This window comes from Enterococcus faecium (genome assembly GCF_029023785.1).
Classification (GTDB): Bacteria; Bacillota; Bacilli; order Lactobacillales; family Enterococcaceae; genus Enterococcus_B; species Enterococcus_B faecium.
Window position 1 is genome coordinate 2,371,481 of the sequence record NZ_CP118955.1, and the last position, 13,329, is coordinate 2,384,809.

Here is a 13,329-nt window from a genome sequence, read left to right on the forward strand (position 1 = left end):
TCTTAAGCTTTTTTTTAGCAAATAATAGATTCTGTCATTTTTAGCCTGAAAGACAAATTTTTTTATTTGTTTATGGATCAATCTTTGCTTTGAATAACTGCAATCATACCATCTGAAAAAGAAAATTCTGCGGTATCTGAAAGAAATTCGTTACTTGCATAAGATGTCGGATATTCTACTTCTTTATTTTCCAATACATACTTGCTGCCTTTTAATGTAAGATTCGAGACGGGAGTCAAGCAGCAATAAGCTAAATACTTCATATCTGGTATCTGTCTTACTATATGCTCTCCAGGCAAATAATAAGACAAATAATTTTGACAATCTCTGATAATAAGCTGATGGGCAAAGGGTTTGAAGCGAGGTTCCATACCTAACCAGAGATTGGCTAAAAGATGATCCAATCTTCCGCCCGTAGCTCCAATCAAAGTGACTTCCGCTTGCGGGTAACGTTCAAATGTTTTTAAGATACCTAACTGTGTATCTGTATCGTCTTTTTCTGCAGGGGAACGGGTATACTCTTTGGCTTTTGCAAATACTTCCTTCTGCTCTTCGTTCGACAATGAATCAAAATCACCCACTGCCAGATCTACTGGGTAGCCTGCTTGAAGCAGGTACAGCGCACCACGGTCTATCCCGACATAGGCATCGTATTTGGACAGCAGAGACTGCGGCCAGTTTTGCGGATTACCTCCAGCAGCTAATAAAATTTTCATTTAGTCTAATGCCTCTTTTAATCGTTCGATTTGTCCGACTGGATTTTCGGCTCCATAGATATATGATCCTGCAACGAAGACATCCGCCCCTGCATCTTTACAGATTTTTGCTGTTTCTGGAACGATTCCGCCATCTACTTCGATTGCATAAGTCCAATTGTTCTCTCTACGTAGATCAGCGAGTTCCGTAATTTTTTCTACTGTTTCTTCAATAAAGCTTTGTCCGCCGAACCCAGGATTGACAGTCATGACTAGTACTTGATCAGCCAAAGGCAAAACATGTTTGATCATGGAGACTGGTGTTCCTGGATTGATAACTACTCCAGCTTTAACTCCTAAGCTTTTTGTCATTTGAAGTGCCCGATGAATATGAGGAGTTGCTTCGACGTGGACAGTAATGATATCTGCTCCAGCTTTTGCAAATGCTGGAATGTAGTTTTCTGGATCAACGATCATCAGATGGACGTCTAACGGTAATTTAGTAACAGGACGGATTGCCTGAACAATATTTGGCCCTAATGTGATATTTGGGACAAATTGGCCATCCATTACATCTACGTGGATGTAATCTGCGCCTCCTTTTTCCACTAACTCAATGTCTCTTTGTAAATTGGCAAAATCTGCACTCAAAATGGATGGTGCTATCTTCATTCTTGTTTCCTCCTATTTTCGTTTACCTTCTTTTTTTGCATACATTGGTTTTCTTTTTTCGATTTCTTGTAAGAATTGCAAATAATTGTCGTAACGTGTCTGTGCGATACCACCTGTTTCTACTCTATGTTTTACTTCGCAGCCAGGTTCTTTAGCATGCATGCACTCTCTAAATTTGCAATGGACAGAAGCTTCTACAAATTCAGGAAATTGTCTCGGCAGTTCTCCTGCTTCAATTGTCAAAAAGTCAATCGAGCTAAATCCTGGTGTATCTGCTACTAACCCGCCATAGATAGGAATCAGTTCCACATGACGTGTTGTATGCCGTCCTCTTCCAAGTGCATCAGAAATCTCTCCTGTTGCTAAATTCAGTTCCGGTGATATTTGATTCAGTAGCGTCGATTTTCCTGCTCCAGACTGACCCATAAAGACCGATAGCCGTTCTGGGAAGTAACGGATCAGTTCTGTCGTATCACCCGTATGATTGGGTACAATCACCGGATAGCCTATTTTAGTATAGGTTTGCTTGATCTCTTCGATTTTTTCTGGGTCGTCTGACAAGTCGGTCTTTGTCAAAAAAATAATCGGTTCGATCGACTCGTATTCCAAGGTAACTAGAAAGCGGTCAAGTAGATTATAAGAAAATGCAGGCTCTACGATACTTGTGACAATGATTCCAAGATCAACATTTGTGACTGGTGGGCGAACTAATTGATTTTTTCTCGGCAAGATTTCCAGAAGATAGCCGTCTGTTTGATTTTCACTCTCAAAGATCACCTGATCTCCGACAAGCGGCGTGATTTTCCGATTCCGGAAATTTCCTCTTCCTCTTGTTTGATAGGTCTCTCCGTTTGCGTATACATAGTAAAAACCGCTGATTGCTTTTCTGATTTGTCCTTTGATAAGTGCCACCTCCGTTTTTGTTTATTTTACCATACGAAGAGGAAAGTAGGTGTTATTCCATGCAAACTTCTCAAAGTATATGGCTTGAAAATTGATCAAAAGAGATAGAAACACAAAAAAGAGAATGCAACAAATCAATGTCGCATTCCCTTCTGATATATTTTATTCAGCACTTATTTTGAACTTTCTGAGGTGCTAGCTGATGAACTTGTGGAGCTGGAAGATTCTTCTTTTGAAGAGTTGCTTGTGCTACTGGAGCTACTTGAGCTGCTAGAACTGTCTGAAGAGTCTTTTTCAGAACTAGAAGACGCTGGATCTGGTCCTTTAGAGTAAATTACGTTCACAACCATTCCTTTGGTAATTGTCGTTCCTGCCCCTGGTACTGTACGAATCACTTTATCTTTATCCACCGTGTTTGAATATTCGGAAGTCTCATGCCCGATATATTCTGCACCGACACTAGCTAAATAACTTTGTGCTTCGCTTTTTGTATAGCCGGAGATATCATTCAATTTAGGCTCTGTTCCTTGGCTTACGACAAAATTGATGTAAGTTTCTTCTGCTACAACTTCACCCGAGGCTGGATCCTGACTGATGATCGAACCTGATGGTACAGTGTCGCTATAGTCATAAGTAGCACTAATATTATTGATATTGAATCCTTGTGTAACAAGCCAATTACGAACAGTTTCGTAGTTTTCTCCTACATGACTACTCAAAGTCACTGTTTCTGGTCCTTTGCTGACTGTGAAAGTAATCGTGTCTGTTTTAGGATCGACTTCTGTATCTTCTGATGGAGATTGCGAAATGATCATTCCGCTTTCTACCTCTGAACTGAATTCCTCTTCTTTTTGAATCAAGTCAGCAGAAAACCCTAATTCTTTCAAACTTGCTTCGGCATCTTCATAACTTTTACCACTGTAATCATCTAATTTGATTTTTTTCGTGCCGCTACTAATATACAGAGTGACTTCGCGTTTTTGCTTGACTGTCGTTCCCGCTGCCGGGTCTGTCTTCACTACATTACCTTCTTCGATTTTGTCATCTGCAATTTCTTCTGTTTTTGTTGCTACTTCTAATTTCGCTTTTGCGAGTGTTTCTCTAGCAGAAGCTTCAGAAAGATCAGAAACATCAGGAACAACAACTTCTCCTCGCCCGCCAGAAGCAAAGAATACAGCTGTTCCGATTCCTAAAACAGCAAGAATAGCTAATAGGATCAGCCACCATTTTTTCTGTCCTTTCTTTTTAGGATCAGGCAGAACTTCTTCCTCCTCTGGTAAGGTTTCGTTTTCTGGCTTGTCTTTTGGCAGAGGCATAGATTTGAATGAATCAGGCATTGGTGCATCTTCCGTAAGGGGTGTGATAACTTTTGTTTCATTATCCATCACATGAGGCTGCCATTTTTCTTCGTTTGCACGAGCTGGTGATAATACTGTAGAAAGATCATCAGACATTTCCTCGGCTGACTTATAACGGTCTGCAGGTTCTTTAGCCGTTGCCCGTAAAATCACGTTTTCCAGTGCTTGTGGCACATTTGGATCAAGTGCTTTTATAGATGGAAGATCATCTTGAAAATGTTTTAAAGCAATTGTTACAGCAGATTCACCATCAAACGGTACGCTACCCGTCAACATCTCATAAAGGATGATCCCTAAAGCATAAATATCTGACTGCTTCGTTGCCATACTTCCTCTGGCCTGCTCAGGGGACAGATAATGAACAGATCCTAGCATCGTATTCGTCTGCGTGATCGATGTTTCAGATAAAGCGATAGCAATCCCGAAATCCGTGATTTTTACAACACCTTCATTATCGATCAGTACGTTTTGGGGTTTCAAATCTCGGTGGATGATTTGATGGTTATGAGCTAAAGAAATAGCAGAAAGGATCTGCTGCATAATATTTACTGCTGTTTCATAAGGAACAGGATAATGTGTTTGGATATATCGTTTCAAGTCCATTCCTTTGACGTATTCCATCACCAGATACTGCATGTTGTCTTCTTCACCAACATCGTAAACACTAACAATGTTTGGATGAACGAGTTCTGTTGCTGCTAAAGCTTCTCTCTGAAATCGTCGAATCGCAGTCTGGTCATTTTGAAAGTCAAATCGTAAGACTTTAACTGCTACATCACGATCCAAGATTAAATCGTGCGCCAAAAATACATTTGCCATACCACCGCTACCGATATTTCCAGTGATTTGATAACGGCCATTTAATTTTTTGCCCAACTCGATCATACACTGTCCTCCTTATATTCGATAAGAAGAACGGTGATATTATCCGCTCCGCCTGCTTCATTGGCACGATCAATCAGCTCAGTTACTTTATGAGACAATGGGCCTTCTTGATTGATGATCGTTCCTATTTCTTCTTCAGACAGCATGTTCGTCAAGCCATCTGAACATAACAGCAGTCGATCTTTTAGTTGCCAAAGATGAGTAGAAACATCTACTTCGACTGTTCCAGGCATGCCGACAGAACGTGTTAAAATATTTTTCCTTGGATGGTTCACTGCCATTTCTTCGCTGATTTCTCCTGATTTGACTAGTTCATTGACTAAAGAATGATCCTCCGTCAATTGCATGATTTTATCTTCACGAATCAAATAAGCTCTGCTATCCCCAACATTGGCAATCGTGAACCAGTCATCTGACAGAGCGGCCGCTACGATTGTTGTTCCCATACCGTTATATTCCGGCTGTTCTTGTCCACGCTGATAAATCAGCATATTTTCTTCTTGAATCGATTGAATGAACCATTGGGCGATTTTTTCATCGTCAACAGCTTCTTGTTTTTCCCAAGCTTCGCCTAGATTCGTTACCGCCATCTGACTGGCAATGTCTCCGGCACGATGACCACCCATCCCGTCTGCTAATACAGCAAGCTTGAGACCTGAACGGCTGGTAAATACACTGGCATAGTCTTGATTTGTGTTACGTCGTCTTCCTACATCTGATTGATATTCAATCTGCATTTTTTCACCTCATTACTTTTTGCGCAAACAACAAATGAAAAATCCATCTGTGTAAAACTGATGCGGATACAAAGTCAACATTTTCTCTTCGATTGATGATTGTAGCATAGGATTGGTCAAAACATCAATCCTCTCAAAATCAGGGTGTCTTTCCAAGAAAGCAGAAACAACGTCTTGGTTTTCTTCTTTTAAGATCGTACAAGTGCTATAAGTCAGAATACCGGAAGACTTTAAAGTTGGTGCGCAGCTTTCTAAAATTTCCAATTGGATTTTTGGTAAATTCGCTAATTCATCCGGCTGTTTTTTATAACGAATATCTGGTTTTCGCCGAAGCAGCCCAAGACCTGAACAAGGCGCGTCTACTAAAATCCGATCAAACTGCTCTGCTTCGAACTGTTTACTGACTTCTCTAGCATCCATCTTTTGAGCGTAGACAGCAGAAGAGACACCTAGACGTGCTGCATTATCTTCAATGAGTTTGACTTTGTGTTCGTGTACATCTAAAGCGACCACTTCTCCACCGCATGACGGATCTAAAAAAGAAGCAATATGCGTCGTCTTACCTCCGGGTGCTGCACAGGCATCTAAGACATGATGTTCAGGCTCGATTTGCATAGACGGCGCTACAAGCATCGAACTTTCATCTTGGATCGTCATGACGCCATCGTGGAACAATGAGCTAGAAGCTAAATGCCCTTTTTTCGCTACTATACCGTATGGACTGACTTGGCTTTTTTCAGCTGTGATCTCTTCTTCTTGCAAAACAGTGATGGCCTGATCTCTGGAAAGTCGGCGTGTATCTACTCGGGCACTAGCATGGCTAGGCTGATATAGCGATAAACCGAGCTTTTCAGTTTCTTCGTATCCGATTTGATCCACCAGTCGTTTCGTCATCCATAGAGGCAGGCTGATTTTGACAGAAAGTCTTTCGATAGGATCAGCAATGCCTTGCAGATCTGGTGCTCCTTGACGCTGATAATTCCTCAAGACACCATTTACAAATTTCCCTGTCCCAGGATTTCCTTTTACTTTTGCGATTTCGACCGCCTCGTTTAAAATAGCATGTGCAGGGACTTTATCTAAAAATTCTAATTGGTATACAGAAAGATAAAGAAGCGTCTTGACCCAGTCATCCACTTTTTTTGCTTTAGCGATCAATGGTGCAACGTAAAATTCCAATAGTCGCTGATGGCTAATCGTACCATAGATCAATTCTGTAAATAAACCCACATCTTTTTGATTTAGCTCGCTTTGTTTGATCATCTCATTCAACAAAAGATTCGAGTAGGCGCCACCCTTGTTCACTCGCTCTAATGTCAGTAATGCCATATATCGTACTGATTTTTTCATTTTTTTAGGGATTTTTTTCATTATTTCACCTGCTGACCAATCTGAACTTGCTGACCGCTTCCGTTAAGGAAATCATGTACGGCCTGTTTTCCTTTACCAGCTGGCTGTAATTCATTGATGGCTAAGACGGTCTGTTTACCGCAAGCAATCCATAGATTTTTTTTGTCTTTCCGGATGATCGTACCAGGTGCTTTGTCTGTAGTTTCTGCCAATACTTCAACCGATAATAATTTCCAGCGTATGCCCTCATAGGTCGTGAATGCAATTGGCCAAGGACGCATTCCGCGTACTTGGTTGTCAATTTCTTCTGCAGTTTTATGCCAATCGATTGCTTCTTGTTCCCGTGTGATGTTTGGCGAAAAAGTTGCTTCTGACTCGTCTTGAGGTACTGGTTTTTGTCCATCCAAAATATTGGGCAATGTTTCTAGCAATAGCTTTCTTCCTAAAAGGCTAAGCTTTTCAAACATCGTCCCTACATCATCTTGTTTAGTGATTGGTATGCTTTCTTGCGCATAGATTCCGCCTGCATCCATTTTTTTGATCATTTCCATGATCGTTACACCAGTTTCTTTCTCCCCATTCATGATGGCATAATGAACAGGCGCACCTCCCCGATATTTAGGAAGTAAAGAAGCATGGACATTGATTGCCCCTAATTTTGGTACTTGCAATAACTTTTCAGGCAAGAATTGGCCAAATGCCGCAGTGACGATCACATCAGGCACCAATTCAATGATTTCTTCCATTTCTGGCGAACCGGAGATTTTCTCTGGCTGCAGCACACGGATACCGTGCTTCAGAGCCGCTTTTTTTACCGGTGTCGGCGTAATTACTCGTTTCCGCCCAACTGGACGGTCGGGCTGTGTTACCACTGCCTGGATCTCGTAACCTGATTCTATCAGCCCTTCAAGAATCGGCACAGAAAAAGCAGGTGTGCCCATAAATACTAGCTTAGTCATCAAGATGTTCCTCCATATATTCTTCAAGTTCTTCTTCCGGGATCTGCTGTATCATTTTCTCAATGAACAAGATACCGTCTAAGTGATCGATTTCATGCTGGAAGGCACGGGCTAAATAGCCAAAAGCCGTCACTTCTATCTCTTCTCCGTCTCGATCATAATAACGCACGGTCACTTCATCTGCTCGCTTGACCGTTCCATAGACATGCGGAATACTGAGACAACCTTCTACGTCAAGGCTTTCACCTTTTGCTTCGATGATTTCTGGGTTAATCAGTTCAAATTTCTCGCCTTCATCTACTTCGATCACAGCAATTCTCTTGTTTTGTCCTACTTGAGGAGCAGCGATCCCTATTCCGTCATTCGCAATCATTGTCTCATATAAATTGTCTAATAAAGCGATTGTCTCGTCCGTGATTACATCGATTGGCTGAGCAGTTCTTTTTAATTTATCATTAGGGTGGATCAATATAGGATAGCGCATAATTTGGCCCTTTCTTAAATAAAGTTTAATGGTTCGTTGTCAATTGCCACAAAAAGACCTTGTCGCTGTTCTTTCTGGCTTCCATTCAAAATTTCATCCAAAACATGAGGAAGATTCGGTTCATGTTTATATTTGATGATTAGTTGATAATAATATCGGTTTTTCACTCTCAAAATCATGCTGGGCGTTGGCCCTAATAGCAAGCTTTGAGGGCTTAACACTTCTTTTAGCTGATTGGCAATCTGAAAGATTTTCTTTGCCGCTACTTGTTCTTCAGGATGGCTGGCGGTTATTTTCACAGTAAAGTAATAAGGAGGATAGCCTCCACGATGCCGTACATGCATTTCCTGCTGATAAAACTGCTCATAATTTTGTTTTTTAGCCAATTCTATGGCGTAATGTTGAGGATTGAATGTTTGGATCACGACTTCGCCTGCTTTTTCCGCTCGCCCTGCTCGTCCTGAAACTTGGGTAAGCAATTGGAATGTATGCTCACTAGAACGAAAATCCGGTAAATTCAGGGAGGTATCAGCATTCAACACCCCAACTAATGTCACTTCTGGAAAGTCCAAACCTTTAGCAATCATTTGTGTCCCTAATAATATATCTGCTTCTTTTGCACCGAATTTTTGTAAAATCTGTTCGTGTGCCCCTTTTCTTCGAGTGGTATCTACATCCATACGCAAAATCCTAGCTTGCGGATAAAGTTCTCGGAGTTCCTCTTCTACTTTTTGAGTACCTGTTCCATAGTAGCGGATTTTATTGCCGCCACAATTAGGACAGCGATTGGGAATAGGTTCTTCATGTCCGCAATAATGGCAGCGCATTGAACGTGTATCCATATGCAGTGTAAGAGAGATATCGCAATTAGGACATGGAAGAACAAATCCACAGTCCCTACACATCACAAAAGACGAATATCCTCGACGATTGAGCAGTAGGACAGTTTGTTCTTTTTTGTCTAATCGATTTTGTATTTTTTCCTGCAAATTAGCAGAAAAAGTAGAGGTCCGATGATTCTGAAACTCTTCACGCATATCTACGATCTCAATAGCTGGAAGCTGTGCAGCTGCTTTGGCTCGGTGGTTTAACTGCAATAACTGATAAACGCCTTTTTGAGCTCGTGCTCTTGATTCTAAAGAGGGCGTCGCGCTTCCTAGAACTATTGGGCAATGATGATATTTACTGCGCCAAATTGCTAGATCTCTCGCATGATAACGCGGTGTCTCATCTTGTTTGTAACTTGATTCATGTTCTTCATCGATAATGATCAGCCCGATATTTTTCAGCGGGGCAAAAATAGCAGATCGTGCGCCTACTACTACTTGCGCTTCTTCCCGCTCAATCTTGCGCCATTCATCATATTTTTCACCTTGGGAAAGTCCGCTATGTAAGACCGCAACTGATTCTCCGAAGCGTCCTTTGAATCGCTCGACCATTTGCGGAGTCAATGCGATTTCAGGCACTAACATAATAGCCGTTTTATTTTCTGACAAAACATCAGCGATTGCCTGAAGATATACTTCTGTTTTCCCGCTGCCAGTGATTCCCTCCAGCAAAAAGACCTGATCTTTTTGCTGCTGACCTGCTGTGATGATTTGTTCGACAGCATTTTTTTGTTCTGCATTCAGTTCCAATGCCGTCGTTTGGTCAAATACTCGGTCTTTATAAGGGTCGCGATAACGTTCTGATTCTATAAACTCCAGCCAGCCCTTTTCTTTTCCTTGATTCAAGACAGCAGTACTGATTCCTTTATTTTTGAAATAAGCAATTGGTTCTTCTTGGCTCAGTTCAGATAAACACAAAAGAAGTTCTTTTTGTTTCTTGGCATTTTGCCGTAATTTTGCCCATTCTTCTTCGATTTGCTTTTCAGTTAACAAAGAACGGACCAAACGAATCGTTTTTACTTTATTTCGTGTATGGACTTCATATTTGATATCTACTAATTGCTCTTGGCGCCAGCGAATCAATTGAGAAAGGCTGCCTTCTTCTTCTGCTTCCTTCCAGGAAATCACTTCTCGCTGATCAAACAATACCTGAACTTCTGGTGTGTCTGCCAAAGGATAGATCAATTTATCATATTCTGCTTTCATCACACTCGGAAGCATCGTTTGTAGACAAGTGATTTTGAATGCGTAAGTAATTTTTTTCATATAATCAGCTAATGAAAGTAATTCTTCATTGACCACCGGAGCAAGGTCTAGCAAACGAATAACTGCCTTCAAAGATGGATTAGCTGATTCTTCTGATTTTTGGATAGCCATAACAAATCCTTGGACATGACGATTGCCATTACCAAAAGGGACTTCTACTCGCATCCCGACTTGCAAAGCTGTTTCCATTTCAGAGGGAACCAAATAAGTGAATGGCTGATCGGTCTGCATAGTAGGTACGTCCACAATGACTTCAGCTGTTAATGTCATGGTTCGTTTCCTCCTTTTTTTGTCTTTTCTTATCAAGCGACAAAAAGTTCCTTGCCTATTTTACTAGAGATCGATGGATTTGTCTTATCTTCTGCCAAATCCTAACAAAAAATTAACAGCAGATAAGAAAAAAAAGAACTGTGTCAAAAAGTTCAGACACAGCCTTTTCTACCAGACAATAAGTGGCGAATGTTTGAAAAGGAAACAGCTGGGTTTGCTTTTCTTTTTAGATGTTCGCTCTATTTTTCTTTATTACATTTTTTGCTCTTCACGGATACGTGATTCCAATTCGTGTTGTTCACGCTCTTTTTGTGCTTGACGTTCCTCTTCTTCCATCTTCAAACGTTCACGTTTTAATTCAGGATGTGGATCATTGACTACATTTCCTGCATCGATTTCTTCTAAAGCTTGACCGACGCTTTTTACTGAATCAAAAGAATCTAGAGTAGGCTGTGCACTTGCATCCAATTCATGCGCGCGTTTACTTGCTAAAATCACTAGAGAATATTTTGAATTTACACGATCTAATAGTGAGTCAATTGAAGGTTTTAACATCATAAGACTACATCTCCTTTAACATTTTAATATATTTACCGATTACGCGATCTACTCGAAAATGTTCACTGGCAATAATGTTTTTGATTCGTTCAACTGCTAGCGGCACTTCATCATTTACAACAGCATAGTCGTAAAGAGCCATCATTTCGATTTCTTCTTTTGCAACTTTCATTCGTTTTTCGATTACTTCATCTGCATCTGTTCCTCGGCCTACGATCCGTGATTTTAATTCCGCTAAATCTGGCGGAGTCAAAAAGATGAATACACCATCGGGCACTTTTTCTTTGACTTGTTTTGCTCCTTGGACTTCAATCTCCAAGAAAACATCTTTTCCTTCATCCAATGTCTTGTTGACATATGACAAAGGAGTTCCATAATAATTCCCGACATATTCTGCGTATTCCAGCATCTCTCCAGCTTCGATCATTGATTCAAACTCTTCTTTGCTTCGGAAGAAATAATCAACGCCTTCGACCTCCCCTTCACGCATTTTACGGGTAGTCATTGAGATCGAATACTGAAAATCATTATCCTCACTCTCAAAAATTGCTTTTCGTACTGTGCCTTTTCCTACACCGGATGGACCAGACAACACGATTAATAATCCACGCTCTGACATGACGACGTCCTTTCAACTAGTCTTTTTGTACTTATCGTTTATTTTGCACTTTTTTTCTGCAACTTTCAAGGTTATCTTTAATTATAGCTAGAAATTGGTAAAAAAGCTACCCTGTACCAAGAGGTCGTAAAAAAGCTGTCCTGCATCAAGTAATAAGAACAGCCAAACATAAACAGCTTCTCATGTTTTTCGTTTGGTTGGGGTTATTATCGCAGATGCAAGCTTTTGAACGCCGTGTATAAGAGGTCGTGAAGAAGCCGATTAGTTTCGAGTATGAAGAAAAATTTTGTGAAAATAGTTTCTCACATTTTTGCATAAATTTGGCTTAATACCGAGAAAATGGTTTTTGAACATCACTTATTCAAAATAAAAAAAGATTGTGACACGAATTTTGTCACAACCTTTAAATGTATTCCTAGAGCAAAGAAGCTAAGCGAAGAAATCCAATTCTGATTATTTATTGTATTTCTTTGTTCAGCATCCTTGCTAAAAGCCCATATTGGACAAAGTATTCACTACACCCATGATCTCATCTTTTCGAGAACGTGCTTTTTCTGTCGGATCTTCTACCTCTTCTGTGTCAATTCGAACAATAAATTTCCGATTCATCGTCACGTAAGCACCGTCGTTGATCAAAATAAACAGTTCGTTCTCATTATAGTCTGCACAGGCATCTTTCCATACGTCAAAGCCGTTTTTTTCAGAAGGGATATCCCGTTTAACCACAGTTTTTCCACTTAATTCGTGGAACGTTACGTCATAATATTTCATTATCTCTACCTCTTTCGTCATTCAATATTTTGTACTTGTTCTCTGATTTTTTCTAAGATCGTCTTAGACTGGACGACTTGATTTTTAATTTCGATTGCATTTGATTTGGAACCGATCGTGTTGATTTCCCGATTCATTTCTTGGATCAGGAAATCTAATTCCCGACCTACAGGACATTGTGCTTCGATAAGTTCATCTAGTTTTTGTACATGGATCGCCAGACGATCCAGTTCCTCGTGAATATCTCCGCGTTCCAACAAGATGGCTAGCTCCGTCAACAACCGTTGCTCATCGACTTTCGCTCCAAGAAATTCCTCCAGCTTTTTTTGATACCTTATTTGAAATTCCTTTTCATAGATTTCTACAAAACTATCGAGTTTTTTTAGTACTTCTTTGAATTCTTCAGTATTCTTTTTCAACACTAAAGCTAAAGCTTGACCTTCTTTTTCTCGACTCGCCTCAATAGAATCAAGTGCGCTTTTCAATGTATCTAGAGCTAACTGTGCCAATTCTTCCATGCTCTCTTCCGGTTTTTCTTCTACCGTTACGAAGTTTTCGTCCAGCACGAAGCGTTCCGCCATCCGACTAATTGACACTTGATTTTGACTACCGTATCGTTGTTGAATTCCGTCTGTCAATTGAGTGATAAGTGAATCAATCAATTCCCAGTTGATGACGATCTGTTTTTCGTTTTTGCCAATATAAGCTAGATTCACAAATACTTCGATTCGACCGCGGCTTAACTGCTGTTTAATAAGCTGACGAAAATCGTTTTCAACAAAGTTCAGGATTTTAGGACTTCGTATTTGAACATCTAGAAAACGCTGGTTGACACTTTTTATTTCAATATCTAACTGATACGCTTTTGTTTCGCGGATGGCTTTGCCAAAACCAGTCATACTTTTCATTCGACAG

Annotated in this window: 13 protein-coding genes; all 13 read right to left on the reverse strand. The window is 40.4% G+C overall.

The features are described 5' to 3' along the window. Positions 1–77: 77 nt before the first annotated feature. The gene (locus tag PYW34_RS11530; RefSeq protein ID WP_002287382.1) at positions 78–716 is read right to left on the reverse strand and encodes a thiamine diphosphokinase; all 639 of its coding nucleotides are present in this window, start codon (positions 714–716) and stop codon (positions 78–80) included. Next, a complete protein-coding gene (gene rpe / locus PYW34_RS11535; protein WP_002287380.1) occupies positions 717–1,367 on the reverse strand; it encodes a ribulose-phosphate 3-epimerase in 651 nt (216 codons plus the stop codon). It abuts the gene before it with no gap. Positions 1,368–1,379: 12 nt separating this feature from the next. Beyond that, positions 1,380–2,279, reverse strand: coding sequence for a ribosome small subunit-dependent GTPase A (gene rsgA, locus PYW34_RS11540; RefSeq protein WP_002287379.1), 900 nt, complete (start codon positions 2,277–2,279; stop codon positions 1,380–1,382). A gap of 164 nt (positions 2,280–2,443) precedes the next feature. Continuing rightward, positions 2,444–4,513 (reverse strand): Stk1 family PASTA domain-containing Ser/Thr kinase, encoded by a 2,070-nt coding sequence (gene pknB, locus PYW34_RS11545; RefSeq protein ID WP_002287377.1) that lies wholly within the window; start codon positions 4,511–4,513, stop codon positions 2,444–2,446. Beyond that, entirely contained in the window at positions 4,510–5,250 is a 741-nt protein-coding gene (locus PYW34_RS11550) for a Stp1/IreP family PP2C-type Ser/Thr phosphatase (protein WP_002287376.1), read from the reverse strand. Before PYW34_RS11550 ends, pknB begins: the two co-directional genes overlap by 4 nt. A 12-nt stretch (positions 5,251–5,262) precedes the next feature. After that, positions 5,263–6,621, reverse strand: a complete 1,359-nt coding sequence (rsmB, locus tag PYW34_RS11555) for a 16S rRNA (cytosine(967)-C(5))-methyltransferase RsmB (RefSeq protein WP_002287374.1) — start codon at positions 6,619–6,621, stop codon at positions 5,263–5,265. After that, positions 6,621–7,559 (reverse strand): methionyl-tRNA formyltransferase, encoded by a 939-nt coding sequence (gene fmt / locus PYW34_RS11560; RefSeq protein WP_002303642.1) that lies wholly within the window; start codon positions 7,557–7,559, stop codon positions 6,621–6,623. Before fmt ends, rsmB begins: the two co-directional genes overlap by 1 nt. After that, a complete protein-coding gene (gene def, locus PYW34_RS11565; protein ID WP_002287369.1) occupies positions 7,552–8,043 on the reverse strand; it encodes a peptide deformylase in 492 nt (163 codons plus the stop codon). The genes fmt and def overlap by 8 nt, the downstream gene beginning before the upstream one ends. Before the next feature lie 14 nt (positions 8,044–8,057). Then, on the reverse strand, positions 8,058–10,466 hold the full coding sequence (gene priA, locus PYW34_RS11570) for a primosomal protein N' (RefSeq protein ID WP_002287367.1): 2,409 nt from the start codon (positions 10,464–10,466) through the stop codon (positions 8,058–8,060). A gap of 252 nt (positions 10,467–10,718) precedes the next feature. Then, the gene (gene rpoZ / locus PYW34_RS11575) at positions 10,719–11,024 is read right to left on the reverse strand and encodes a DNA-directed RNA polymerase subunit omega (protein ID WP_002287365.1); all 306 of its coding nucleotides are present in this window, start codon (positions 11,022–11,024) and stop codon (positions 10,719–10,721) included. A gap of 4 nt (positions 11,025–11,028) precedes the next feature. Continuing rightward, complete coding sequence (gene gmk / locus PYW34_RS11580) at positions 11,029–11,643, reverse strand: guanylate kinase (protein ID WP_002303641.1); 615 nt, start codon at positions 11,641–11,643, stop codon at positions 11,029–11,031. 486 nt (positions 11,644–12,129) lie between these two features. Further along, positions 12,130–12,414 (reverse strand): hypothetical protein, encoded by a 285-nt coding sequence (locus PYW34_RS11585; protein ID WP_002287356.1) that lies wholly within the window; start codon positions 12,412–12,414, stop codon positions 12,130–12,132. A gap of 17 nt (positions 12,415–12,431) precedes the next feature. Then, the gene (locus PYW34_RS11590; RefSeq protein ID WP_002305541.1) at positions 12,432–13,322 is read right to left on the reverse strand and encodes a YicC/YloC family endoribonuclease; all 891 of its coding nucleotides are present in this window, start codon (positions 13,320–13,322) and stop codon (positions 12,432–12,434) included. Between the last annotated feature and the right edge of the window lie 7 nt (positions 13,323–13,329).

Coding starts and splice junctions, on each gene's coding strand:
- PYW34_RS11530 (WP_002287382.1), bottom strand. CDS start 716: ATGAAAATTTTATTAGCTGCTGGAGGTAATCCGCAAAACTGGCCGCAG.
- PYW34_RS11590 (WP_002305541.1), bottom strand. CDS start 13,322: ATGAAAAGTATGACTGGTTTTGGCAAAGCCATCCGCGAAACAAAAGCG.
- pknB (WP_002287377.1), bottom strand. CDS start 4,513: ATGATCGAGTTGGGCAAAAAATTAAATGGCCGTTATCAAATCACTGGA.
- PYW34_RS11585 (WP_002287356.1), bottom strand. CDS start 12,414: ATGAAATATTATGACGTAACGTTCCACGAATTAAGTGGAAAAACTGTG.
- priA (WP_002287367.1), bottom strand. CDS start 10,466: ATGACATTAACAGCTGAAGTCATTGTGGACGTACCTACTATGCAGACC.
- fmt (WP_002303642.1), bottom strand. CDS start 7,559: ATGACTAAGCTAGTATTTATGGGCACACCTGCTTTTTCTGTGCCGATT.
- rpe (WP_002287380.1), bottom strand. CDS start 1,367: ATGAAGATAGCACCATCCATTTTGAGTGCAGATTTTGCCAATTTACAA.
- PYW34_RS11550 (WP_002287376.1), bottom strand. CDS start 5,250: ATGCAGATTGAATATCAATCAGATGTAGGAAGACGACGTAACACAAAT.
- rpoZ (WP_002287365.1), bottom strand. CDS start 11,024: ATGATGTTAAAACCTTCAATTGACTCACTATTAGATCGTGTAAATTCA.
- rsmB (WP_002287374.1), bottom strand. CDS start 6,621: ATGAAAAAAATCCCTAAAAAAATGAAAAAATCAGTACGATATATGGCA.
- gmk (WP_002303641.1), bottom strand. CDS start 11,643: ATGTCAGAGCGTGGATTATTAATCGTGTTGTCTGGTCCATCCGGTGTA.
- def (WP_002287369.1), bottom strand. CDS start 8,043: ATGCGCTATCCTATATTGATCCACCCTAATGATAAATTAAAAAGAACT.